Source organism: Variovorax sp. DXTD-1 (assembly GCF_003984625.1).
Taxonomy (GTDB): domain Bacteria; phylum Pseudomonadota; class Gammaproteobacteria; order Burkholderiales; family Burkholderiaceae_C; genus Variovorax.
In genome coordinates, this window is sequence record NZ_RWKH01000031.1 from 14,924 (window position 1) to 39,806 (window position 24,883).

The 24,883-nt window shown below is 65.0% G+C and carries 23 protein-coding genes; 21 read left to right on the top strand and 2 right to left on the bottom strand.

Translation table 11 applies throughout. From position 1 onward, the window contains the following. The first annotated feature begins 11 nt into the window (after positions 1-11). From EJI00_RS23090 to EJI00_RS23170, 17 genes are all read left to right on the top strand, one after another. Complete coding sequence (locus tag EJI00_RS23090; RefSeq protein ID WP_126749812.1) at positions 12-857, top strand: phosphatidate cytidylyltransferase; 846 nt, start codon at positions 12-14, stop codon at positions 855-857. Further along, the gene (gene ispC / locus EJI00_RS23095; RefSeq protein WP_126749813.1) at positions 854-2,041 is read left to right on the top strand and encodes a 1-deoxy-D-xylulose-5-phosphate reductoisomerase; all 1,188 of its coding nucleotides are present in this window, start codon (positions 854-856) and stop codon (positions 2,039-2,041) included. The genes EJI00_RS23090 and ispC overlap by 4 nt, the downstream gene beginning before the upstream one ends. A 24-nt stretch (positions 2,042-2,065) precedes the next feature. After that, the gene (gene rseP, locus EJI00_RS23100) at positions 2,066-3,436 is read left to right on the top strand and encodes an RIP metalloprotease RseP (protein WP_126749814.1); all 1,371 of its coding nucleotides are present in this window, start codon (positions 2,066-2,068) and stop codon (positions 3,434-3,436) included. Between the two features lie 38 nt (positions 3,437-3,474). Then, entirely contained in the window at positions 3,475-5,901 is a 2,427-nt protein-coding gene (gene bamA, locus EJI00_RS23105) for an outer membrane protein assembly factor BamA (protein WP_126749815.1), read from the top strand. Further along, positions 5,902-6,450: an OmpH family outer membrane protein gene (locus EJI00_RS23110; RefSeq protein WP_126749816.1), complete on the top strand. Its 549-nt coding sequence runs from the start codon at positions 5,902-5,904 to the stop codon at positions 6,448-6,450. It abuts the gene before it with no gap. Between the two features lie 15 nt (positions 6,451-6,465). After that, complete coding sequence (gene lpxD / locus EJI00_RS23115) at positions 6,466-7,443, top strand: UDP-3-O-(3-hydroxymyristoyl)glucosamine N-acyltransferase (protein ID WP_126749817.1); 978 nt, start codon at positions 6,466-6,468, stop codon at positions 7,441-7,443. Between the two features lie 23 nt (positions 7,444-7,466). Continuing rightward, complete coding sequence (fabZ, locus tag EJI00_RS23120) at positions 7,467-7,916, top strand: 3-hydroxyacyl-ACP dehydratase FabZ (protein ID WP_126749818.1); 450 nt, start codon at positions 7,467-7,469, stop codon at positions 7,914-7,916. A 23-nt stretch (positions 7,917-7,939) separates the two neighbouring features. Next, positions 7,940-8,728, top strand: a complete 789-nt coding sequence (gene lpxA, locus EJI00_RS23125; protein WP_126749819.1) for an acyl-ACP--UDP-N-acetylglucosamine O-acyltransferase — start codon at positions 7,940-7,942, stop codon at positions 8,726-8,728. Between the two features lie 12 nt (positions 8,729-8,740). Continuing rightward, positions 8,741-9,889 (top strand): lipid-A-disaccharide synthase, encoded by a 1,149-nt coding sequence (gene lpxB / locus EJI00_RS23130; RefSeq protein ID WP_126749820.1) that lies wholly within the window; start codon positions 8,741-8,743, stop codon positions 9,887-9,889. Further along, positions 9,861-10,589, top strand: coding sequence for a ribonuclease HII (gene rnhB / locus EJI00_RS23135; RefSeq protein WP_126749821.1), 729 nt, complete (start codon positions 9,861-9,863; stop codon positions 10,587-10,589). Before lpxB ends, rnhB begins: the two co-directional genes overlap by 29 nt. A 15-nt stretch (positions 10,590-10,604) precedes the next feature. After that, positions 10,605-11,399 (top strand): TrmH family RNA methyltransferase, encoded by a 795-nt coding sequence (locus EJI00_RS23140; protein WP_126749822.1) that lies wholly within the window; start codon positions 10,605-10,607, stop codon positions 11,397-11,399. A 197-nt stretch (positions 11,400-11,596) separates the two neighbouring features. Then, entirely contained in the window at positions 11,597-12,766 is a 1,170-nt protein-coding gene (gene carA / locus EJI00_RS23145) for a glutamine-hydrolyzing carbamoyl-phosphate synthase small subunit (protein WP_126749823.1), read from the top strand. Positions 12,767-12,776: 10 nt separating this feature from the next. Next, entirely contained in the window at positions 12,777-13,316 is a 540-nt protein-coding gene (locus tag EJI00_RS23150; RefSeq protein ID WP_260590821.1) for an ORF6N domain-containing protein, read from the top strand. A 1-nt stretch (position 13,317) separates the two neighbouring features. Next, the gene (gene carB / locus EJI00_RS23155) at positions 13,318-16,566 is read left to right on the top strand and encodes a carbamoyl-phosphate synthase large subunit (RefSeq protein WP_126749825.1); all 3,249 of its coding nucleotides are present in this window, start codon (positions 13,318-13,320) and stop codon (positions 16,564-16,566) included. A gap of 8 nt (positions 16,567-16,574) precedes the next feature. Then, on the top strand, positions 16,575-17,444 hold the full coding sequence (locus EJI00_RS23160; RefSeq protein WP_126749826.1) for a Kdo hydroxylase family protein: 870 nt from the start codon (positions 16,575-16,577) through the stop codon (positions 17,442-17,444). 64 nt (positions 17,445-17,508) lie between these two features. Next, positions 17,509-17,985, top strand: coding sequence for a transcription elongation factor GreA (gene greA / locus EJI00_RS23165; RefSeq protein ID WP_126749827.1), 477 nt, complete (start codon positions 17,509-17,511; stop codon positions 17,983-17,985). An 18-nt stretch (positions 17,986-18,003) separates the two neighbouring features. Next, positions 18,004-18,429, top strand: coding sequence for a DUF4149 domain-containing protein (locus EJI00_RS23170; protein ID WP_126749828.1), 426 nt, complete (start codon positions 18,004-18,006; stop codon positions 18,427-18,429). 45 nt (positions 18,430-18,474) lie between these two features. Here the strand turns inward: EJI00_RS23170 and EJI00_RS23175 are convergent, their stop codons facing one another. Together EJI00_RS23175 and EJI00_RS23180 are read right to left on the bottom strand one after the other, a co-directional pair. Next, positions 18,475-19,194 carry a glycosyltransferase gene (locus EJI00_RS23175; RefSeq protein WP_260590822.1) on the bottom strand — a complete coding sequence of 240 codons (720 nt, stop codon included), beginning with the start codon at positions 19,192-19,194 and terminating at the stop codon, positions 18,475-18,477. A 41-nt stretch (positions 19,195-19,235) separates the two neighbouring features. Further along, positions 19,236-19,715 (bottom strand): YhbY family RNA-binding protein, encoded by a 480-nt coding sequence (locus tag EJI00_RS23180; protein ID WP_126749830.1) that lies wholly within the window; start codon positions 19,713-19,715, stop codon positions 19,236-19,238. A 90-nt stretch (positions 19,716-19,805) separates the two neighbouring features. On the opposite strand from EJI00_RS23180, the gene EJI00_RS23185 reads away from it, so the two are divergent. From EJI00_RS23185 to glmM, 4 genes are all read left to right on the top strand, one after another. After that, on the top strand, positions 19,806-20,474 hold the full coding sequence (locus EJI00_RS23185; RefSeq protein WP_126749831.1) for an RlmE family RNA methyltransferase: 669 nt from the start codon (positions 19,806-19,808) through the stop codon (positions 20,472-20,474). A gap of 191 nt (positions 20,475-20,665) precedes the next feature. After that, positions 20,666-22,582 carry an ATP-dependent zinc metalloprotease FtsH gene (ftsH, locus tag EJI00_RS23190; protein WP_126749832.1) on the top strand — a complete coding sequence of 639 codons (1,917 nt, stop codon included), beginning with the start codon at positions 20,666-20,668 and terminating at the stop codon, positions 22,580-22,582. 129 nt (positions 22,583-22,711) lie between these two features. Next, positions 22,712-23,545, top strand: a complete 834-nt coding sequence (gene folP / locus EJI00_RS23195) for a dihydropteroate synthase (RefSeq protein WP_126749850.1) — start codon at positions 22,712-22,714, stop codon at positions 23,543-23,545. Then, complete coding sequence (gene glmM / locus EJI00_RS23200; protein ID WP_126749833.1) at positions 23,542-24,879, top strand: phosphoglucosamine mutase; 1,338 nt, start codon at positions 23,542-23,544, stop codon at positions 24,877-24,879. The genes folP and glmM overlap by 4 nt, the downstream gene beginning before the upstream one ends. Positions 24,880-24,883 lie beyond the last annotated feature (4 nt).

Genomic DNA, 24,883 nt, shown 5'->3' on the forward strand with positions numbered 1-24,883 from the left:
AATACCGCCGCATGCTCAAACAACGCATCCTCACGGCCATCGTCCTGCTAGCGATCCTGCTGCCGGCGCTCTTCTATCCCTCGCACGTTCCATTTGCCTGCGTCATGCTGGTGCTGATTGGTGCCGCAGCCTGGGAATGGGGCCGCCTCAACGGGTATGGACAGCAGCTGTCGGTGTTCCTCGGCTTGGAAACGGTGGCGCTTTGCGCGTTGTCGTGGTGGCTCGGGTTGCTCGAACGGCCGCTGATGCTCATGTGGCTGCTGGCCAGTGCAGCCTGGGTGCTTGGTGGCGCCGCGCTGCTGCGCGTGGCGGTGCCGGGCTGGCCCCGCATTCCGCGCGGCCTGCGGCTGGTCGGCGGGTTGCTGGCGCTCTGGGTGGCGTGGCTCGCGGCCGTGCAGGCGCGCATGGTCGGCATCAACTTTCTGCTTTCCATTCTTGTGCTGGTCTGGGTGGCCGACGTCTTCGCCTATTTCGCGGGACGCGCCTTCGGCCTCAAGTTCACCCGCGGCAAGCTCGCGCCCGCCATCAGCCCCGGCAAGAGCTGGGAAGGCGTATGGGGCGGCATGGCGGGCGTGGTGGTGCTGGCCTTCGCGTGGGTCTGGGCCGACAAGGCGGCCGGTGCAACCGTGGCAAGCCTCTATACCCGGCTGCATGAACGCGGCTGGTGGCTGCTGCTCGTGGGCGTGGTGTTTCTTGCCGCGATGAGCGTGGTCGGCGACCTGGTCGAATCGCTGATCAAGCGCAGCGCCGGCGCCAAGGACAGCAGCCGCCTGCTGCCGGGCCACGGCGGCGTGCTCGACCGCGTGGATGCCCTCTTGCCTGCGCTTCCCATCGCAATGATGCTGGCTTCCTTGTGAACACACCCAAACAACGCATCACGGTGCTGGGCTCGACCGGCTCGGTCGGGGTCAGCACGCTCGACGTCATTTCCCGGCACCCCGAGCGCTTCGAGGTTTTTGCACTCTCCGCAGCGACCAAGGTCGACGAACTGCTGGCGCAATGCGCGCGGTTCTCGCCCCGTTTCGCGGTCATGGCCAGTGCCCCGCACGCGGCGCTGCTGGCGGAAAAGCTCGAACAGAACAATCTCCCGACGAACGTCCTGAGCGGTCCTGGTGCTATAGAAAAAATAGCATCTCACGAAGAGGTCGATGCCGTCATGGCCGCCATCGTGGGTGCTGCGGGCCTTGGCCCCTGCCTGGCTGCCGCGCGCGCCGGCAAGCGGCTTCTGCTGGCCAACAAGGAGGCGCTGGTGGTCGGCGGCGAGCTTTTCATGCGCACCGTGCACGAAGGCGGCGCCACGCTGCTGCCGATCGACAGCGAGCACTCGGCCATCTTCCAGTCGCTGCCTGAAGATCCGTCCACCTGGTCGCGGCGGATCGACAAGATCATCCTGACCGCTTCGGGTGGCCCGTTCCGCACTCGCGCGCCCGGCACCCTGGGCGCGGTGACGCCTGAGCAGGCCTGTGCGCATCCGAACTGGGTCATGGGGCGCAAGATTTCGGTCGATTCCGCCACCATGATGAACAAGGCGCTCGAGGTGATCGAGGCTCGCCACCTGTTCGGCGTGCAGCCCGAGCAGATCGAGGTGGTCATCCATCCGCAGAGCGTGGTGCATTCGATGGTCCAGTTCACCGATGCGTCAGTCATCGCGCAACTCGGCACGCCCGACATGCGCGTGCCCATTGCCGTCGGTCTGGCCTGGCCAGAGCGCATCGAAAGCGGGGCGGGGCGCCTGGACTTCCGCCAGATGGCGGCACTGAGCTTCGATGCCCCCGATGCAGCGCTCTTCCCGGGCTTGGGCCTGGCCTGGCACGCGCTCCGCGCGGCTCCCGGGACCACGGCGGTGCTCAATGCTGCCAACGAAGTCGCGGTCGAGGCCTTTCTTGACCGGCGGCTTCGCTTCGATCGCATTCATGCGGTCAACATGGAAACTTTGGAAGCCATTTCTCCCTCCAAGCCCGCATCGCTGGCGGACCTGCTGGCGCTCGATGCCAGTGCCCGCGCGGCCGCCAATGCCGCGGCGCTGCGTTTTGCGGCCTGATACGCCAGACAACCGAGGACTCGGATGCTCACTGTCATAGCCTTTGTGGTTGCCATCGGCGTGCTGATTGCCGTGCACGAATACGGCCACTACCGCGTCGCCGTCGCTTGCGGCGTCAAAGTGTTGCGGTTCTCGGTGGGCTTCGGCAAGACGCTCTACCGCTGGCAGCCCAAGCGCCAGCATCCCGGCCAGTCGACAGAATTCGTTATCGGCGCATTCCCCCTTGGCGGCTACGTCAAGATGCTCGATGAGCGCGAAGGGCCGGTAGCACCCGAAGAACGGCACCGCGCCTTCAACACCCAACCGCTGCGTGCGCGCGCGGCCATCGTCGCCGCCGGGCCCATCGCCAACCTGCTGCTCGCGGTGGTGCTCTATACGGCCGTCAACTGGATCGGCGTGGATGAGCCCGTCGCCAAGCTGGCCCGCCCCGTGGCGGCCTCGCTCGCGGAAGCCGCAGGCTTGCGCGGCGGTGAACACATCACGCACGCCGGCTTCGACGGCGACCTGGAGCCGGTGCAGTCGTTCGAAGACCTTCGCTGGCGCATGACGCGCGGCGCCCTCGACGGCCAGGACCTGACGCTCGAAATCGCAGGCGAGGGCGGCCGGCCCGAACGCCAGCTCGTGCTGCCGCTGAGCCGCATGCAGGCCAAGGACGCCGACCCGCAGATGTTCCGCAAGATCGGCGTGCTCGCTCCGCTCACGCGGCCCGAGATCGGCGAGGTCATGGCGGGCAGCGCCGCAGAACGCGCCGGCCTGCGCAACGGCGATCTGGTCCGGGCCATCGGCAACACGCCCATCGTCGATGGGCAGCAACTGCGCGAGTTGATCCGCACTTCGATCGACGGCGATCAGCCGCGCGTTCAAACCTGGCAGGTGCAGCGCGGCGGCCAACTGGTCGAGCTCGAAGTCAGGCCGGAGCTGCGTGAAGAGGCGAGCGTGAAGGTCGGCCGGATCGGCGCCTACGTGGGCGCGCCGCCCGAAATGGTCACGGTTCGGCAGGGCCCCGTCGATGGTATCTGGCGCGGCATCGTGCGCACCTGGGAGGTCTCGGCGCTCACCGTTCGCATGATGGGCAAGATGGTCATCGGCGAAGCTTCGCTCAAGAACTTGAGCGGGCCGCTCACGATCGCCGACTATGCGGGCAAGTCCGCAAGCCTCGGGCTGACCCAGTACCTGGTGTTCCTTGCGCTGATCAGCGTGAGCCTGGGTGTGCTCAATCTCATGCCGCTGCCAGTCCTCGATGGGGGACACCTGATGTATTATCTTTGGGAGGGCCTGACCGGCAAGAGCGTTTCTGACGCTTGGATGGAACGGCTTCAGCGCGGCGGTGTCGCTTTGCTGCTGGTCATGATGTCGGTCGCACTTTTCAACGACGTCACGCGGCTCTTTGGTTAACTTTCTGCCGGCCCTTTCCGCGCCGGCCCAATTCACAGATGAACACAAACTTCAGTCGCTTTCGCCTGCGTAGCGTTGCCGCGGTAGTGGCCAGCGCCCTGGCGGCCACCGCAGCCTGGGCCGTCGAGCCTTTCACGGTGCGCGACATTCGCGTCGAAGGCTTGCAACGCGTGGAGCCCGGCACGATCTTCGCGTCGCTGCCGCTGCGTGTGGGCGATACCTACAGCGACGAACGCGGATCGGCGGCCATCCGCGCGCTGTTCGAACTGGGTTTGTTCAAGGACGTGCGCATCGACGTCAACGGCAACGTGCTGGTGGTGATCGTCGAAGAGCGGCCCACCATCGCTGACGTCGATTTCGTCGGCACCAAGGAATTCGACAAGGCCGCGCTCCAGAAGGCGCTGCGCGAAGTCGGCCTGACCGACGGCCGGCCCTACGACAAGGCCCTGGCCGACCGTGCGGAGCAGGAGCTCAAGCGCCAGTACGTGAGCCGCAGCCTCTACAACGCGCAGGTCGTGACCACGGTCACGCCCATCGAGCGCAACCGCGTCAATCTCACGTTCACCGTGACCGAGGGCGATTCGGCCCGCATCCGCGAAGTGCGCGTGGTCGGCAACAAGGCCTTCAGCGAATCGACGCTGCTGAGCCTGTTCGACCAGGACAGCGGCGGCTTCATGAGCTGGTACACCAAGTCGAACCAGTACTCGCGCACCAAGCTGAACGCCGACCTGGAAACGCTTCGCTCGTACTACATCACGCGCGGCTACCTCGAGTTCCGCATCGATTCGACCCAGGTGGCCATTTCGCCCGACAGGCAGGACCTGACGGTGACGGTGAACATCACCGAAGGCGAGAAGTTCGTGGTGGCCGGCGTCAAGCTCGACGGCAACTACCTCGGCCGCGACGAAGAGTTCAAGTCGCTCGTGACCATCAAGCCCGGCGAGCCGTACAACGGCGAGCAGGTCACCGAAACCACCAAGGCCTTCACCGATTATTTCGGTACCTTCGGCTACGCGTTCGCGCGCGTGCAGGCCCGTCCTGAAATCGACCGCGTCAACAACCGCGTGACGCTGACGCTGCAAGCCGAACCGTCGCGCCGCGTCTATGTGCGCCGCGTGGCCGTGGGCGGCAACGCCAAGACGCGCGACGAAGTGATCCGGCGCGAATTCCGCCAGTTCGAAGCTTCGTGGTACGACGGCGACAAGATCAAGATCTCGCGCGACCGGGTGGACCGTCTCGGCTTCTTCACCGAAGTGAACGTCGAAACTCAGGAAATCCCGGGTTCGCCCGACCAGGTCGACCTGGTCGTGAACGTGGCGGAAAAGCCTACCGGCAGCCTGCAGCTCGGCGCCGGCTACTCCAGCGCCGAGAAGGTGGCTCTCACCTTCGGTATCTCGCAGGAGAACGTGTTCGGTTCGGGCAACTTCCTCGGCTTGCAGGTCAACACCAGCAAGTACAACCGCACGCTTTCGCTGACCACCACCGACCCGTACTTCACGCAGGACGGGATCTCGCGCACGGTGAGCGTCTATCACACCACCACGCGGCCGTACAACTACTCGGTCGACGGCGACTACAAGCTGGTCAACCAGGGCGCTTCCATCCGCTTTGGCGTGCCGTTCAGCGAAGTCGATACGGTCTTCTTCGGCGTCGGCCTGGAGCGTTACGCCTTCGACGCGCAGAGCTCGTTCGCCTTCCTTACGCCGAAGTCGTACCGCGACTACTTCCAGTGCAAGACCGACGCCAGCGGGTTGTTCGTCTCGCGATGCGACCAGGACAGCGTGTGGGGCGTGCCGCTGACCATCGGCTGGGGCCGCGACAGCCGCGACAGCGCGCTGATTCCGACGAGCGGCCGCCTGCAGCGCGCCAATGTCGAGCTGGGTGTCGGCGGGGACATGAAGTACCTCAAGACGAGCTACCAGTACCAGCAGTTCTTCCCGATCAGCAAGCAGTACACCTTCGCGATCAACGGCGAAGTCGGCTACGGCAAGGCGTTCGGCGGCAAGACCTTCCCGATCTTCAAGAACTTCTATGCCGGTGGCCTGGGTTCGATCCGCGGTTTCGAGCAGAACTCGCTGGGTCCGCGCGACGCGCCGCTACTTGGCCAGACCGAAGGCGCCGCCCTGGGCGGCACCAAGAAGGCGATCTTCAATGCCGAGCTCAGCACGCCGTTCCCCGGCGCCGGCAACGACCGCACTCTTCGCCTCTACGGCTTCTTCGACGTCGGCAATGTGTTCGGCTCGCGGGCCGAAGGCCTGACCGACGCCCAGTACAAGGCCCAGAAGAAGCTGCGCGCCTCCGTCGGCCTTGGCGTCAGCTGGATTTCGCCGCTCGGCCCGCTGCGCCTGGCCTACGCTTTCCCCATCAGGTCCCAGAAGGAAGTGGTGGATCCGGCGACCGGCTTCATTACGATCCCGAAGGATAGAATTCAGCGCTTGCAATTCCAGATCGGAACTTCTTTCTAAATGACGCATTTGATCCGCGCCGCAGCTGGCGCGTTGTTGATCCCCGTTTTTGCGCTGGTTGCCGCGCCTGCTGCCCAGGCGCAGGAGACTTTTCGCATCGGATTCGTGAATCCGGACCGCGTGCTGCGCGAAGCCCAGCCGGCCAAGGCTGCGCAAGCCAAGCTCGAGTCCGAGTTCCTCAAGCGCGAGAAAGACCTCACGACGCAGGGCGAGGCGTTGAAGTCGGCTTCCGAAAGGTTCGAGCGCGAGGCGCCTACGTTGTCGGAAAGCCAGCGCACGGCACGCCAGCGCGCGCTGGTCGACCAGGACCGTGATTTCCAGCGCCGCCGCCGCGAGTTCCAGGAAGATCTCAATGCGCGCAAGAACGAAGAGCTCCAGCAGGTCTACGAGCGTGCCAACCGCGTGGTGAAGCAGGTGGCCGAGGCTGAAAAGTACGACGCCATCCTGCAGGAAGCGATCTACATCAATCCGAAGCACGACATCACGGACAAGGTGATCAAGGCGCTGAACGCCTCGACCACTTCCTCCGCGCCTGCGGGCGGCAAATAACGCCGCAAAAACGGCGTGGCATTGCAGCTCGGAGCCATTGTTGACGCCCTCGGGGGCGAGCTCCACGGGGACGCTGCGCTCTCCATCGAGCGGCTCGCGCCGCTGCAGAACGCTCAGCCCGATGCGCTCAGTTTCCTGAGCCATCCCAAATACCAGCAGGATCTGGCGGCCTCCAAGGCCGCCTGCGTGATCGTTTCGCCGGCCATGCGCGAGGCGGCAGCGGCGCGCGGAGCGTTCATCGTCGCGGCCGATCCGTACCTCTACTTTGCGCGGCTCACCCAGCTCTGGAAGGCGCACCATGCGCGCCCGGAGGCCGATCGAATCCATCCCTCGGCGGTCATCCATCCCGAAGCCCATGTGGACCCGACAGCGCGCATCGGCGCCCTGTGCGTGGTGGAGCGGGGTGCACGCGTCGGGGGCGGCACGGTGCTGAAGTCGCGCGTGACCATCAGCGAAGACTGCGTAGTCGGTGAGCGCTGCCTGCTGCATCCCGGCGTGGTAATCGGCGCCGACGGTTTCGGCCTGGCGCCGCACAAGGGTGAGTGGGTCAAGATCGAGCAGTTGGGCGCAGTGCGCATCGGCAACGACGTCGAGATCGGGGCCAACACCTGCATCGACCGCGGCGCGCTGGACGACACCGTCATCGAAGACGGAGTCAAGCTCGACAACCTCATCCAGATCGGCCACAACGTGCGCGTGGGCAAGCACACCGCCATGGCGGGCTGCGTCGGTGTGGCGGGCAGCGCCACCATCGGCGCGCACTGCACCTTCGGCGGCGGTGCCATCGTGCTGGGTCACCTGACCGTTGCGGATGGCGTGCACGTTTCGGCGGCCACGGTGGTCACACGCTCGATCCACAAGGCCGGCCAGTACACCGGCATGTTCCCCATCGACGACAATGCGAGCTGGGAAAAAAATGCTGCAACGCTCAAGCAGTTGCACAGCCTGCGCGAACGACTGAAGGCGCTGGAGAAGGCACCCCAGAAAAAATGAAGACGATGCAGGAACAGAAAATCATGACGACGACGCTCGATATCCATCAAATCCTCAAGCTGCTGCCCCACCGTTACCCGTTCCTGCTGGTGGATCGCGTGCTGGACATGGAAAAGGGCAAGCGCATCACGGCGCTCAAGAACGTGACGATGAACGAGCCGTTCTTCAACGGCCACTTTCCTCACCGTCCGGTCATGCCGGGCGTGCTGATGCTCGAGGCCATGGCGCAGGCTGCGGCGCTGCTGTCGTTCCATTCGCTGGACATCGTGCCCGACGACAGCACGGTCTACTACTTTGCAGCCATCGACGGTGCGCGATTCAAGCGTCCCGTGGAGCCGGGCGACCAGCTCACGCTCGAAGTCGAGATCGAGCGCATGAAGGCCGGCATCTCCAAGTTCAAGGGCCGTGCCCTTGTGGGTGCAGAGCTCGCCTGCGAGGCCACGCTGATGTGCGCCATGCGCCAGATCAATTGATCTTGCGGCGGTTACAACAAGGCATGACGCAGGTTCATCCGACAGCGCTCATCGATCCGAAGGCAGAACTCGACGCCTCGGTTTCGGTCGGGCCCTACACCATCATCGGCCCGCATGTGCGGGTTGGCGCAGGTACGACCATCGGCGCGCATTGCGTGATCGAGGGCCGCACCACCATCGGCCGCGACAACCGGATCTTCCAGTTTTCGTCGCTGGGCGCCGTGCCGCAGGACAAGAAATACGCCGGCGAGCCCACCGAACTGGTCATTGGCGACCGCAACGTCATTCGCGAGTTCTGCACCTTCAACCTCGGCGTGCCGGGGGCGGGCGGCATCACGCGCGTGGGCAGCGACAACTGGATCATGGCGTACACGCACATTGCGCACGACTGCCGTGTCGACAACCACACCACCCTCGCCAACAACACCACGCTGGCTGGCCATGTGCATCTGGCCGATTGGGTCACGATCGGCGGGCTGACGGGCATTCACCAGTTCGTTTCGATCGGTGCGCACGCCATGGTCGGCTTTGCCAGTGCCGTGTCGCAGGACGTGCCTCCCTTCATGCTGGTCGACGGCAATCCGCTTGCGGTGCGGGGCTTCAATGTAGTGGGCCTCCGCCGCCGCGATTTTTCGGCAGCCCGGCTGGCCGCGGTGAAGCAGATGCATCGCCTGCTCTATCGGCAGGGCAAGACGCTCGAAGAAGCGCGCGCCGGCATCAACGCCTTGGTGGCCGGAGCCCCTGAAGCGGCCGAGGACGTGGCGCTGATGGAGCGTTTTCTCTCCAACTCGACGCGCGGCATCGCGCGCTGAAGTAGCAGTCGCATGGGCAAGGACGAACAGCGGCGGTTCGCGCTGGTCGCGGGAGAGGCGTCCGGCGACCTGCTGGCCGGCCTGCTCCTGGACGGCCTGCAGGCGCGCTGGCCATCGCTCCAGACCGCCGGCATCGGCGGCCCCCGAATGCTCGCGCATGGTTTCCAGAGCTGGTGGCCGCAAGAAAAACTCGCGGTGCGCGGCTATATCGAGGTGCTGCGCCACTACGCCGAAATCGCCGGCATCCGCCGTCAGCTCAAGGCACGGCTGCTGCGCGAATGGCCCGAACTCTTCATCGGCGTCGATGCGCCCGACTTCAACCTCGATCTCGAGGCCGGGTTGCGCAGCCGCGGCATGAAGACCGTGCACTTCGTCTGTCCGTCCATCTGGGCCTGGCGTGCAGAGCGCATCGAAAAGATCCGCGCCGCGGCCGACCATGTGCTGTGCATCTTTCCGTTCGAGCCCGCGCTACTGGCGGAAAACGGAGTGCAGGGCAGCTACGTCGGCCATCCGCTGGCCAACGTGATTCCGATGACGCCCGATCGTGTCGCCGCCCGTGCAGCGCTGGGTTTGGCGCCGGATGCGGAGGTCGTCGCCTTGCTGCCCGGCAGCCGTCGTTCGGAGGTGCGCTATCTGGCCGCGCGATTCTTCGCCGCCGCGGCGCAAATGCTCAAGGCAAGGCCGGCACTTCAGTTTGTGGCCCCCATCCTTCCGGGGCTGCGTGTGGAGGTGGAGGCCTTGTTGCAGGCCAGTGGCGCAGCGGGCCGGGTGAAGCTGCTCGATGGCCAGTCGCATGCCGCGCTGGCTGCGTGCGACGTGACGCTGATTGCCAGCGGGACCGCCACGCTCGAAGCGGCGCTTTTCAAACGGCCGATGGTCATTGCGTACAACATGAACGCGCTCTCGTGGCGCCTCATGCAGCGCAAGCAGCTCCAGCCCTGGGTCGGTTTGCCCAACATCCTGGCGCGCGAGTTCGTGGTGCCCGAGCTGCTGCAGGAGGCCGCCACGCCCGAGGCGCTGGCCCACGCCACGCTGGAGTGGCTCGATGCGCCTGAAAAAACCCGGGCGCTGCAACAAAAATTTTCAGAGCTGCACGTGCAACTGCAGCGCGATACGCCGACACTTTGCGCCGATGCGATCCAGAAAGTTCTTGAAGGCTGAGCAGGCGGCGCTGGTGTGGGATGCGCCGGGCCTGATTGCGGGCGTCGACGAGGCGGGCCGCGGTCCGCTGGCCGGCCCGGTGGTCGCTGCGGCAGTCATCCTCGACGACCAGCGCCCGATTCGAGGCCTCGCCGATTCCAAGACGCTCACTGCCTTGCAGCGCGAGCGCCTGCATGACCAGATCCTTGCCAAGGCGCTGTGTTGCTCGGTGGCCCAGGCCACGGTTGAGGAAATCGACACTCACAACATCCTGCAGGCCACGATGCTCGCGATGCGCCGCGCGGTGGAGGGGCTGCGCCTCAAGCCCGCGAAGGTGCTGGTCGACGGCAACCGCCTTCCCACGCTCGATGTGCTGGCCGAGGCCATCGTGAAGGGCGACGCGCGAATCAAGGCAATTTCCGCGGCGTCCATCCTTGCCAAGGTCCACCGCGACCGCCTGTGCGAGCAACTGCACGTCGAATTTCCTCATTACGGCTTTGCCGGCCACAAGGGTTATGGCACGCCGGAGCATCTCGAGGCGCTGCTGCGCCACGGCGCCTGCGTCCATCACCGCCGTTCGTTCAGCCCGGTGGCCGCAGCGCTGGCGCGCACCGCCGCCGGTGCTGCCGTACCGGCCGAGGCCATGATGCTTGCGTCGGTGACGCCGGCGCCACCCTTGACGGTCGAATCAGTTCGTCTCGATCTGCGCGCTGCCCCCTGAGCCGCTCCCCGCCACATGACCACCCCGACCGGCGCGAGCCATATCAGCTCGCGCGACAACCCGCTGCTCAAGGATTTGCGCAAGCTGGCGCAGTACCCGGGCGCCTACCGCAGACTTGGCCGCGTCTGGCTGGAGGGCGACCACCTTTGCCGCGCGGCACTTGCCAAGGGCATCAAGCCCGCCATCGCCGTTTTTTCCGAATCTTTCTGGCCGCAATCTCCCGCCGAATGGGTGAATGCTGCTATTAAAACGGTAGTGGTCGACGACGATCTGCTGCGTGCCGTCAGCGGCCTGGAGTCGCCGGCGCCCATGGGTTTCGTGCTCGACCTGCCCGAACGGCCGGCGCTGCTGCCCCACGCACCGAGCGTCGTGCTCGACCGCCTGCAAGACGCCGGCAACGCCGGTTCCATCCTGCGCAGTGCGGCGGCCTTCGGTTTCAAGCAGGTGATCGCGCTCAAGGGCACGGCAGCGCTGTGGGCACCCAAGGTGCTGCGGGCCGGCATGGGCGCACATTTCGGCCTTCGGTTGATCGAAGGCGTGGAGGCCGACGCGCTCGACGAGTTGAAAGTGCCGCTGGTGGCCACCAGTTCGCACCGGGGCGAATGGCTGCACCAGGCACGCCTGCCGCACCCCTGCGCCTGGCTGATGGGCCACGAGGGACAGGGCGTTTCTCCGGCGCTGGAGGCTCGGGCAACGCACCACATCCGCATTGCGCAGCCGGGCGGCGAGGAATCGCTGAACGTGGCGGCCGCGGCGGCCATCTGCCTGCACGCGAGCGGCGCGGCCGCGCTTGCACAGGCCGGTTCCTGATTCTGGACGCCGTAAAGGCGTCGGCAACGTATGTTTTCCGCCTGTCCGAGGCAAGAGGGTGACGGCGCCGGGCTACAATCGGGGGCTTACTCGCAATAGCGTCGCCCGGCCGCCTACAACGCCATCTTCCCCTTAAGCAGCAGTCCGCAGGCAACGCGCCTGGGGCTCCGGGCGACCGTAACCATCCGGAGAACCCAGTGCTTTTGTCTCTCAAGGGAAGTTTCCCGCCCGCCATCCTGGCGCTCGCAGACGGCACGGTCTTTCAAGGCAATTCGATCGGAGCCGCCGGCTCCACGACCGGTGAGGTGGTGTTCAACACCTCCATGACCGGTTACCAGGAAATCCTCACCGACCCGAGTTATTGCCAGCAGATCGTGACGCTCACGTATCCGCACATCGGCAACTACGGCGTCAACGGGGAAGACATCGAAGCCGACAAGATCCATGCCGCTGGCCTGATCATCAAAGACCTGCCGCTCGTCGCATCCAATTTCCGCAAGACCGCGACGCTGAGCGAATACCTCGTCGCGGGCAAGACGGTGGCCATTGCGAACATCGACACCCGCAAGCTCACCCGCCACCTGCGCACCCATGGCGCGCAGAACGGCTGCATCCTCGGCCTGGCCGCGGGCGAAGCCGTGACGCAGGCGCTGATCGACAAGGCCATTGCCGCCGCCAAGGGCGCGCCCAACATGGCCGGGCTCGATCTGGCCAAGGTCGTGTCGGTGAAGCAGACCTACGAGTGGACCGAAACCGAGTGGAAGCTGGGCGCGGGTTATGGCGTGCAGATCACGCCCAAGTTCCACGTGGTGGCTTTCGACTACGGCGTCAAGAAGAACATCCTGCGCATGATCGCGCAGCGCGGCGCCCGCATCACCGTGGTGCCGGCGCAAACGCCTGCCGCCGATGTGCTCAAGCTCAAACCCGATGGCATCTTCCTGGCCAACGGCCCGGGCGACCCGGAGCCCTGCGACTACGCCATCAGCGCGGTCAAGGAGCTCATCGAAACCGGCATTCCCACCTTCGGCATCTGCCTGGGCCACCAGATCATGGCGCTGGCCTCGGGTGCGAAGACCTTCAAGATGAAATTCGGCCACCACGGCGCGAACCATCCGGTGAAGGACCTGGACAACGGCCGCGTGAGCATCACGAGCCAGAACCACGGTTTCGCGGTCGACGAGAAATCGCTGCCGGCCAATTTGCGCGCCACCCACATCAGCCTGTTCGACAACACGCTGCAGGGCCTTGCGCGTACCGACAAGCCGGCGTTCTGCTTCCAGGGACACCCGGAAGCCTCGCCCGGCCCGCACGACATCGGCTACCTGTTCGACCGCTTCACCGCGCTCATGGAGCAGGCACGTGGCTGATGCACCCGCGGTGCTCGACGTCTCGGTCATCGCTGCCTTGCGCGATGCCGAGGGCAAGATCTATGTGCTGCGCGGCCTCAAGGTCATGCTGGCGCAGGACCTTGCCGCGCTCTATGGCGTCGAGACCCGGGTGTTGTTGCAGGCCATGCGCCGCAACCTCGATCGTTTTCCCGCGGACTTTGCCTTCACCCTGGAGAACCAGGACCTCGAGAACTTGAGATCACAACTTGTGATCTCAAAACCCGAGAAGCCTGGTTCCGGCGGCGCGCGCTACCGAAGCGTGGCCTTCACCGAACAGGGCGTGGCCATGTTGTCGAGCGTGCTGCGCAGCGAACGCGCCGTGGCCGTCAACATCGAGATCATGCGGACCTTCGTCAAGCTGCGCAGCATGCTGTCGGAGCACACCGATCTCAAGCGCAAGCTGAACGCGCTGGAACAGCGATACGACCAGAACTTTCGCGATGTATTCAACGCGATCCATCAACTGATGGATGAACCGAAGCCGGGCGCCTACAGCGGCCGCGGCATCGGTTTCACCAAGGACAAATAAGATGCCCAAGCGCTCAGACCTCAAATCCATTCTCATCATCGGCGCCGGCCCGATCATCATCGGCCAGGCCTGCGAGTTCGACTACTCCGGCGTGCAGGCTTGCAAGGCTCTGCGCGAGGAGGGCTACAAGGTCATCCTGATCAACAGCAACCCCGCGACGATCATGACCGACCCGGCCACGGCCGACGTGACCTACATCGAGCCGATCACCTGGCAGACGGTCGAGAAGATCATCGCCAAGGAGCGCCCCGACGCGATCCTGCCGACCATGGGCGGCCAGACCGCGCTCAACTGCGCGCTCGACCTCTGGCGCAACGGCGTGCTCGACAAGTACACCGGCGCTGCCACCAACAAGCCGGTCGAACTCATCGGCGCCACGCCCGAAGCCATCGACAAGGCCGAAGACCGCCTGAAGTTCAAGGACGCGATGACCAAGATCGGCCTCGGCTCGGCGCGCTCCGGCATCGCCCACTCGATGGACGAAGCCTGGGCCGTGCAGAAGTCGGTCGGCTTCCCGACCGTGATCCGCCCCAGCTTCACGCTCGGCGGCACCGGCGGCGGCATTGCCTACAACCCGGAAGAGTTCGAGACCATCTGCAAGCGCGGCATCGAAGCCTCGCCGACCAACGAACTGCTGATTGAAGAATCGCTGCTCGGCTGGAAAGAGTACGAGATGGAGGTCGTGCGCGACAAGGCCGACAACTGCATCATCGTCTGCTCGATCGAAAACCTCGACCCGATGGGCGTGCACACCGGCGACTCGATCACCGTGGCCCCCGCGCAGACGCTGTCCGACAAGGAATACCAGATCCTGCGCAACGCCTCGCTGGCCGTGCTGCGCGAGATCGGCGTCGATACCGGCGGCTCGAACGTGCAGTTCTCCATCAACCCGAAGGACGGCCGCATGGTCGTCATCGAGATGAACCCGCGCGTGTCGCGTTCGTCGGCGCTGGCGTCGAAGGCCACCGGCTTTCCGATTGCCAAGGTCGCGGCCAAGCTGGCCGTGGGCTACACGCTTGACGAGCTGCGCAACGAGATCACCGGCGGCGCCACGCCGGCATCGTTCGAGCCGTCGATCGACTATGTGGTCACCAAGATCCCGCGTTTCGCCTTCGAGAAATTCCCGCAGGCCGATTCGCGCCTGACGACGCAGATGAAGTCGGTGGGCGAGGTGATGGCCATGGGCCGCACCTTCCAGGAGTCGTTCCAGAAGGCGCTGCGCGGCCTTGAAGTGGGCGTCGACGGCTTGAACGAAAAGACGCAGGACCGCGAAGTGCTCGAGAAGGAACTGGGCGAGCCCGGCCCCGAGCGCATCTGGTACGTGGGCGATGCCTTCGCCATGGGCCTCTCCGTGGACGAAGTGTTCGCGCTGACCAAGATCGACCCGTGGTTCCTGGTGCAGATCGAGGAGATCGTGAAGATCGAGCTCGAGCTGGAAACCAAGTCGCTGGACGAGATCGACAAGGACACGCTGCTCGCGTTGAAGAAGAAGGGCTTCTCCGACCGCCGCCTGGCACGCCAGCTCAAGACCACCGACACCGCCATCCGCGAGAAGCGCCGCGCCCTGGGCGTGCGCCCGGTCTACAAGCGCGTGGACACCTGCGCGGCCGAGTTTGCGACCAACACGGCCTACATGTATTCGACCTACGAGGACGAGTGCGAAGCCGACCCGACCGACAAGAAGAAGATCATGGTGCTCGGCGGCGGTCCCAACCGCATCGGCCAGGGCATCGAGTTCGACTATTGCTGCGTGCATGCCGCGCTCGCCATGCGCGAGGACGGCTACGAGACCATCATGGTCAACTGCAACCCGGAGACCGTGTCGACCGACTACGACACGAGCGACCGCCTGTACTTCGAGCCGCTCACGCTCGAAGACGTGCTCGAGATCGTCGACAAGGAAAAGCCGCTCGGCGTGATCGTGCAGTACGGCGGCCAGACGCCGCTCAAGCTTGCACTCGACCTCGAAGCCAACGGCGTGCCGATCATCGGTACCTCGCCCGACATGATCGACGCGGCCGAAGACCGCGAGCGCTTCCAGAAGCTGCTGCATGAGCTCAAGCTGCTGCAACCGCCGAACGCCACCGCGCGCACCGAACCCGAGGCGCTCGAAAAGGCCGCCGCGCTGGGCTACCCGCTGGTGGTGCGCCCGAGCTATGTTCTCGGCGGCCGCGCGATGGAAATCGTGCACGAGCAGCGCGACCTCGAGCGCTACATGCGCGAAGCGGTCAAGGTGAGCAACGACTCGCCGGTGCTGCTCGACCGCTTCCTGAACGATGCCGTCGAGTGCGACGTCGACTGCCTGCGCGATGCCGAGGGCCAGACCCTGATCGGCGGCGTGATGGAGCACATCGAGCAAGCCGGCGTGCACTCGGGCGACTCCGCCTGCTCGCTGCCGCCCTACAGCCTGAGCGCCGAAACCATTGCAGAGCTCAAGCGCCAGAGCGCCGCCATGGCCGCCGCGCTCAACGTGGTGGGCCTGATGAACGTGCAGTTCGCCATCCAGCAGAAGGACGGCAAGGACGTCATCTACGTCCTCGAAGTGAACCCGCGCGCTTCGCGCACCGTGCCTTACGTGAGCAAGGCCACGGGCATCCAGCTCGCCAAGGTGGCGGCACGCTGCATGGCCGGCCAGTCGCTCAAGTCGCAGGGGGTGACAAAGGAAGTCACGCCGCCGTACTTCAGCGTGAAGGAGGCCGTGTTCCCGTTCGTCAAGTTCCCGGGCGTGGACACCATCCTCGGCCCCGAGATGAAGTCGACCGGCGAAGTGATGGGCGTGGGCAAGACCTTCGGCGAAGCGTTCGTGAAGTCGCAGCTGGGCGCGGGTACGCACCTGCCGAAGTCGGGCAAGGTCTTCATCTCGGTGAAGAACAACGACAAGGCGCGCGCCGTGGAAGTGGCGCGCGGCCTGGTCAAGCTGGGCTTCGAGATCATCGCCACCAAGGGCACGGCCGCCGCCATCGGCGCAGCAGGCATCGAATGCGCGACGGTGAACAAGGTGACCGAAGGCCGCCCGCACATCGTGGACATGATCAAGAACAACGAGATCGCCCTGGTCATCAACACGGTGGAAGAGCGCCGCAACGCCATCAACGACTCTCGCCAGATCCGCACCTCGGCGCTGCTCGCGCGCGTGACCACCTTCACCACCATCTTTGGTGCCGAAGCGGCGGTCGAAGGCATGGGCTTCATGGACGAGCTCGGCGTGATCTCGGTGCAGGAGATGCACGCGCAGCTGGCAGCTGCCTGAGCGTGGCCATGGAAACGCAGCTCGTCGAACTCGACCTCGCGGACTGGAGCGCGGCCACGCCCAACGAGGCGTGGATCGCCGAGCTGGAAGCGGGCAAGGTGCTGTACTTTCCGCGCCTGGGCTTCGAGCTGCTGCCCGAAGAGCGCAGCCTGCTCACGCCGAGCCTGCTGTCGCCGGATGTGCGCAACATCAGCCTCGACGCCAACGGCAAGCTCAAGGGCGCCGTCGGCGACGAGGACGTGCAGCGCAAGGCAACGGCAATGGTGGGACGGTTTCGGGCGCAGGCGCAGCAACTCATCCATGGCCTGCTGCCGCATTACACGCCGGCGCTGCGGCTGGCGCCGACCAGCTACCGGCCGGCACAGGTCGAGACGCGCGTGCAGTCATGGCGCGCCGACGACCGCCGGTTGCACGTCGATGCGTTTCCTTCGCGGCCCAACTACGGCGAGCGCATCCTCCGCGTGTTCACCAACGTGAACCCCGAAGGTGCACCGCGCGTGTGGCGCGTGGGCGAGCCGTTCGAAGACATTGCCAAGCGCTTCTTGCCGCGTGCCAAGCCTTATGTGCGCTGGCAGGCGAAGCTGCTGCAGGCGCTGCATGTGACCAAGTCGTTCCGCAGCGAGTACGACCACCTGATGCTGCAGCTGCACGATGGCATGAAGTCGGACATGGCCTACCAGGAAAATTCGCCGCAGGAGAAGGCCGAATTTCCGCCGGGCTCGGTGTGGGTGTGCTTTTCCGACCAGACCTCGCACGCCGTCATGGCGGGCCAGTACATGCTCGAGCAGACCCTTCATCTGGCTGCGTCGAAGCAATACAATCCAAATTCGAGCCCGCTCGCCATCCTGAGCCGGCTGACCGGACGCACACTCGTCTGATCCTTTCCCCCAATCGACCGCCGAACGGCAGCGTTCGGCGGTTTCGCTTTATGGAGAACCAAACATGGCCACCATCCCAATTACCAAGCGCGGTGCCGAGAAGCTGCGCGCCGAGCTGCACCAGCTCAAGACCGTGGACCGCCCCTGGGTCATCAACGCGATTTCCGAAGCCCGCGCGCAGGGTGACCTGAGCGAAAACGCCGAGTACGAAGTCGCCAAGGACCGCCAGGGCTTCATCGAAGGCCGTATCCAGGAAGTCGAAGGCAAGCTGTCGGCTGCGCAGATCATCGATCCGGCCGAGCTCGATGCCGGTGGCAAGGTGGTGTTCGGCTCCACGGTGGAGCTTGAGGAAGAAGAAACCGGCGAAGCGGTCAAGTACCAGATCGTCGGCGAGGATGAAGCCGACCTGAAGCTTGGACTCATCAATATCTCCAGCCCGATTGCGCGTGCGCTCATCGGCAAGGAAGAGGGCGACGTCGCCGAGGTGCAGGCCCCGGGCGGCCTGAAGCGCTACGAGATCGTGGCGGTTCGCTACATCTGACCACCTGATTCACGCCCGATGAAGGACCGCCTCGCGCTGTTGCTCGCCGCCTTCTGGTGGGGCAGCCTCACGACGATCGGCTTTCTGGTCGTGCCGATGCTTTTCGCACGGCTCGGCAATCCCGCCGTGGCGGGCAATTTCGCAGGGCAGCTGTTCGAAGCGCAGAGCTGGATCGCCATCGGCTGCGGCCTGCTGCTGCTGGTTCATTTCAGGACCAAGATGGACGACCGCATCGACAACGCGTCGATGACGGCCATCTTCCTGATACTGGGTGCCTTGCTGCTGGCGCTGCTCCAGCAATATGCCGTGGCGCCCCGGATTCTTGCGCGCGACAACCTGAAGCTCTGGCACGCCGTGGGAAGCGGCATGTACCTGGTTCAGTGGCTGTGCGCCGGTGCGCTGCTGTGGCGCATGGGCGCTGCCAAGGCGCCCGCGGAAGGCTGAGGACCTGCGGCGGCGCTGCCGCTCGGCCGCCCCTGTCCGTTCAGCTCATTCCTTCCAGAACTTCGCGATCCAGTTCGCCCGCCGGATGTAGCGGAAGGCCCGGTTGCGCCGGCCCGCCAGCGCATCCGGCGGATTGCATTCGCCGTGGAACACCATGATGCGCGCGCCTTCGGGCACAAAGGGCTCTTCCCAGTAGTTGGCCGGCCACGTGGGAATGCCGTGGTACTTGAAGCTCGGGCACCAGGCCGCGGGCCAATAGCCCAGCTTGCCCTGCTTGTGCATCATGGCGGACAGGTAGGTCTGCTCGTTGCGGTACTCGGCCTGCACCTTGTCCATGTTGTCGCGAAAGTACGCCAGCACGTCGGCATGGGCACCCAGTTCAAAGCGGTAGACCGATGAGTTTCCGGTGATCCGCTGGCGCCGCCAGGGACGCGCGTAGTCGTGAATGATCAGGAACTCGCCAGGATGCTCGAAGAATGCATCGAGGCTGCCCACGATCACCACGTCCACGTCCAGGAAGAGGGCAGTGCCGCGCAGGCCGTGCAGGTCTTTTTCGAAAGTGGTGAGCTTCTTCCACGCGCCGTCGCGCTGGCCCGGCGCCAGATGGAGGTTGAGCGGCGGAATCGGCAGGCACGTCACTTCGGGGCGAATGCCGGTGCCGTCGTCCGTCAGGCACACGAACTTGAAGTCGCCGCTGAGATTGCGGCGCACCATTGCGTAGAGGCGGTTGACGTATTCGGGGCCGTATTTCGTGCCCCACTTCATGCAGAGGATATGGCGCTGGGCGCCTTGCGCTGGCGCCAAGTTCAGTCTGCCTGGTTACGCTTCTTGGCCGAGAGCGGCCGTTTCGCCTTGGCGCGCTTGATGGTGCCGCCGGGGGTGAGCCGCTGGTTGCCGAGCACGCGCAGGGTCTTGATTTCGGGGCGCTGGCCGCCGCGCTTGCTGTACTTCAGCACCTTGATGTCGCGCGGACCGGGCATGCGGTCTTCGTCGACCACACGTTCTTTCTCGGGCTTGGGGCGCCACAGCACCAGCAGCTTGCCGATGTGCTGGATGGGCGCCGCATTGAGCTCGTCGGCCAGCTCCTGCAGCATGGCGTCGCGCGCCAGGCGGTCGTCGGAGAAGACGCGGATCTTGATCAGGCCGTGAGCCTTGAGCGCCGCGTCGGCTTCTTTTTTAACGGCAGGGGTCAGCCCGTCTCCACCGACCATGACGATCGGATCCAGGTGGTGAGCTTCGGCGCGGTGCACCTTGCGCTCGGCAGGGGTAAGTTGAATGGCGGGCATCCCCGTATTATCGAGGGTAGAAAGCAACCTCTCGAACCGCCGGGCCGCTTCCAAGGTGAATACCGCAGCGCGAAGCACGAGAGGCCACCCATGAGCACCAAGGCAAAGAGCAAAAAAGTCAACAAGGCGTGGCTGCACGACCACATCAACGATCCGTACGTGAAACTGGCCACGCGCGAGGGGTACCGCGCACGCGCCGCCTACAAGCTCAAGGAAATCGACGAGTCGCTGGGCTTGGTCAAACCGGGCCAGCTGGTGGTCGACCTCGGCTCCACGCCGGGCGCTTGGAGCCAGTACCTGCGGCGGCGCATGTCGCCCGAGGGCGCCGCGGCCGGCGCGCTGAACGGGACCATCATCGCGCTCGACATGCTGCCGATGGAGCCGATCGAGGGCGTGACCTTCCTGCAGGGCGATTTCCGCGAGGCGGAGCTGCTGGAGCAGGTGCTGGGCGTGCTGGCCGGCCGGAAGGCCGACCTGGTGGTGTCGGACATGGCGCCCAACCTGTCGGGCATTCATTCGGCTGATGCCGCCCGTGTCGCGCACCTGATCGAGCTTGCAATCGACTTCGCCCAGCACCACCTGAAGCCCGAAGGGGCTTTGGTCGCCAAGCTCTTCCACGGCAGCGGCTACGACGAGCTGGTGAAGCTGTTCAAGGCCAATTTCCGCACCGTAAAACCCTTCAAACCCAAGGCCTCGCGCGACAAATCGTCCGAAACCTTTCTGGTCGGCATGGGTCTGAAGGCACAGGAAACGCTTTGATACCTTGACGCGGCAGCCCTCCACAGGGCGCCGCAAGGGTGTCAATGGGGCGCAAACCCTTGTCAGGCTATGGCTGCATTAGGGAAATGCCCGCTTTTCGTAGCTTGAAAAGCCTAAAATGGGGCGCAATTGCGTATCCACAGCGCGTTCTTTTTCACAATCTTGTCACGCGCTTTCGACTGGAGCTTCGTTTGAACAATCAGTGGTTTTCCAAAGTTGCCGTATGGCTCGTCATTGCCATGGTGTTGTTCACTGTGTTCAAGCAGTTCGACACCCGCGGCGGCGTTGGCTCGGGGACGGTGAGTTATTCGGAGTTCCTGGATCAGGTCCGAAACAACCAGATCAAAAGTGCCGTCATTCCTGAAGGCGCAGGCGGCGGAGAAATCATCGCCGTCACCAACGACGATCGCAAGATCCGCACGACCGCCACGGTGCTCGACCGCGGCCTGGTGGGCGACCTGATCGACCACAACGTCAAGTTCGACGTCAAGCCGCGCGAAGAGGGCTCGCTCCTCATGACGCTCTTGGTGAGCTGGGGGCCGATGCTGCTCCTGATCGGTGTCTGGATCTACTTCATGCGACAGATGCAGGGCGGCGGCAAAGGCGGAGCATTCAGCTTCGGCAAGAGCAAAGCCCGCATGATGGACGAGAACAACAACACGGTCACTTTCGCCGACGTCGCAGGCTGCGACGAGGCCAAGGAAGAAGTCCGTGAAGTGGTCGACTTCCTGAAAGACCCGCAGCGCTTCCAGAAGCTCGGCGGCCGCATTCCGCGCGGCCTGCTGCTGGTCGGCCCCCCGGGTACCGGCAAGACCTTGCTCGCCAAGTCGATCGCCGGTGAAGCCAAGGTGCCGTTCTTCTCGATTTCGGGATCCGACTTCGTCGAAATGTTCGTCGGCGTGGGCGCGGCCCGTGTCCGCGACATGTTCGAGAACGCCAAGAAGAACGCCCCTTGCATCATCTTCATCGACGAAATCGATGCGGTGGGCCGCCAGCGTGGTGCCGGCCTGGGTGGCGGCAACGACGAGCGCGAACAAACCTTGAACCAGATGCTGGTCGAGATGGACGGCTTCGAAACCAACCTCGGTGTGATCGTCGTGGCTGCAACCAACCGTCCGGACATTCTGGACGCCGCACTGCTGCGCCCGGGCCGTTTCGACCGCCAGGTGTATGTCACGCTGCCCGACATCCGCGGCCGCGAGCAGATCCTCGGCGTGCACATGCGCAAGGTGCCGCTCGGCCAGGACGTGAACCCTAGCGTGATTGCGCGTGGCACGCCCGGCATGTCCGGCGCCGACCTGGCCAACCTGTGCAACGAAGCCGCCCTGATGGCTGCACGCCGCAATGCGCGCGTGGTCGAGATGCAGGACTTCGAGAAGGCCAAGGACAAGATCTTCATGGGCCCCGAGCGCAAGAGCATGGTCATGCCCGAGGAAGAGCGCCGCAACACGGCGTACCACGAGTCCGGCCACGCCCTCATCGGCAAGCTGCTGCCCAAGTGCGACCCGGTCCACAAGGTCACCATCATTCCGCGTGGCCGCGCCCTTGGCGTGACCATGAGCCTGCCGGCGCAAGACCGCTACAGCTATGACCGCGAATACATGCTGAACCAGATCAGCATGCTTTTCGGCGGCCGGATCGCCGAAGAAGTGTTCATGCACCAGATGACCACGGGCGCCAGCAACGACTTCGAGCGCGCGACCTCCATCGCCCGCGACATGGTCACGCGCTACGGCATGACCGACGCGCTCGGCCCGATGGTCTATGCCGAGAACGAAGGCGAAGTGTTCCTGGGCCGCTCGGTCACCAAGACCACGAACATGAGCGAGCAGACCATGGAAAAGGTCGATGCCGAAGTCCGCCGCATCATCGACGAGCAGTACGCCCTGGCGCGCCGCCTCATCGAGGAAAACAGCGACAAGATGCACGCCATGGCCAAGGCACTGCTCGAGTGGGAAACCATCGACAGCGAACAGCTCGACGACATCATGGCCGGCCGCGCGCCGCGTCCGCCCAAGGACTGGACCCCGCGCATTCCGCCCTCGGGCAGCGGCGGCAGCGGCGGTACGCCGGCTGTCAATCCGGATCCGGCACCGACAGCTGCCTGAAGTGCATCCGGCTTCACACCACAACGGGGCCCTTGGCCCCGTTTTTCATAGCGCAGGTGCCCTGTGACGGCAGCTTCGCCGACGTGGCAGACCGCACGATTCACCATCGATCTCGCGCAGCCGCGCGTGATGGGCATCGTCAACGTCACCCCCGATTCGTTTTCCGACGGCGGGGCGCATGCCTCCACATCGGCCGCGCTGCAGCATTGCGAGCAGTTGCTGAAAGAGGGCGCCGACATCCTCGACATTGGCGGCGAGTCGACCCGGCCCGGCAGCCCGGCCGTGCCGCTCGATGCCGAACTGGCGCGCGTGCTGCCGGTGGTCCGCGAGGCGGTCAGGCTGGGTGTGCCGGTGTCCGTCGACACCTACAAGCCTGAAGTCATGCGCGCGGTGCTCGATCTCGGTGCCGACATCGTCAACGACGTCTGGGCGTTGCGGCAGCCCGGCGCGCGAGAAGCCGTGGCCGCGCATCCTTCGTGCGGCGTTTGCCTGATGCACATGCACCGCGATCCACAAACCATGCAGACCGCGCCCATGCAGGGCGACGTGCTCCCCCAGGTGCTGGCGTTCTGGGCCGAGCAAGTGGCGCAACTTCGTTTGCTCAGCGTCGATCCTTCGCGAATCACCTTGGATCCCGGTATTGGTTTCGGCAAGACGGTGGCGCAAAATTTTGCCCTGCTGGCACGCCAGCGTGAATTGCTCGAAGCCGGCTATCCGCTGCTGCTGGGCTGGTCCCGCAAATCTTCCATCGGCACGGTGAGCGGCATTCCGGCTGCAGCCGAGCGTCTGGTGCCCAGCGTGACGGCGGCAATGCTCGCGGTGGACCGCGGTGCGGCCATCGTGCGGGTGCATGACGTGCGCGACACCGTGGCGGCGCTCGCGGTCTGGCAAGCCATGAAGGCCCAAGAGCCGCAGTCGGTGGCACCAGCTTCAACCAATCAACAAAAACGACAAACCTCATGACCCGTAAATACTTTGGCACCGACGGCATCCGCGGCACTGTCGGCCAGTTGCCCATCACACCCGATTTCGTGTTGCGCCTTGCACATGCGGTGGGTCGCGTGCTCAAGAAGAGCGAGTCGCGCCCCACGGTGCTGATCGGCAAGGACACACGCATCTCAGGCTACATGCTCGAATCCGCGCTGGAATCGGGCTTCAACTCCGCCGGGGTCGACGTGGTGCTGCTGGGTCCGTTGCCCACGCCGGGCGTGGCCTACCTCACGCGCGCGCAGCGCGCGAGCCTGGGCGTGGTGATCAGCGCGAGCCACAACGCCTACCCCGACAACGGCATCAAGTTTTTCAACGCCCACGGCAGCAAGCTCGACGACGAATGGGAGCTCGCGGTGGAGGCCGCGCTCGAAGAGGCGCCCGTGTGGGCGACCTCGGCCGAACTTGGCAAGGCGCGCCGCCTGAACGACGCGCCCGGACGCTACATCGAGTTCTGCAAGAGCACCTTCGCCAACGACCTGACGCTGCGCGACATGAAGCTCGTGATCGATGCAGCGCACGGCGCGGCCTACCAGGTGGCGCCGAATGTGTTCCATGAGCTGGGGGCCGAGGTCACCAGCATCGGCTGCGCACCAGACGGTCTCAACATCAACAAGGGCTTCGGCGCAACCCATCCCGCCGCGCTGGTGGAGGCCGTGACGTCACAAAAAGCCGACTACGGCATCGCGCTCGACGGCGACGCCGACCGACTTCAGTTGGTCGATGCGAGCGGACGCCTTTTCAACGGCGACGAACTGCTCTACCTCATGGTGGCCGAGCGCATTGCGCGCGGAGAAAAGCCGGTCGGCGTGGTCGGCACCCTCATGACCAACAAGGCTGTCGAAGTGGCGCTGCGCAACCAGGGCATCGAATTCGTGCGCGCCAAGGTGGGCGACCGGTACGTGCTCGAAGAGCTCGACAAGCGCGGCTGGCTGCTCGGCGGCGAGGGCTCCGGCCATCTGCTCGCACTCGACCGCCACACCACCGGTGACGGCATTGTGAGCGCGCTTCAGGTGCTGCAAGCCTGCGTGCGAAGCGGCAAGACGGTGGCACAACTGCTGGCGGACATCACGCTGTTTCCCCAGACCCTCATCAACGTTCGCCTCACACCGGGGCAGGACTGGAAGAGCAACGAGGCGCTGGCCAGCGAAACGCAGCGTATGGAGGCCGAGCTCGGCGACGGCGGCCGCGTGCTGATTCGTGCGAGCGGCACCGAGCCGCTGGTGCGCGTGATGGTCGAGGCACGCGACGCAAAGCAGGCCGAATCCTGCGCCAAGCGCCTTGCCGCGACCCTTGAGTCCGCACAGTGACGGC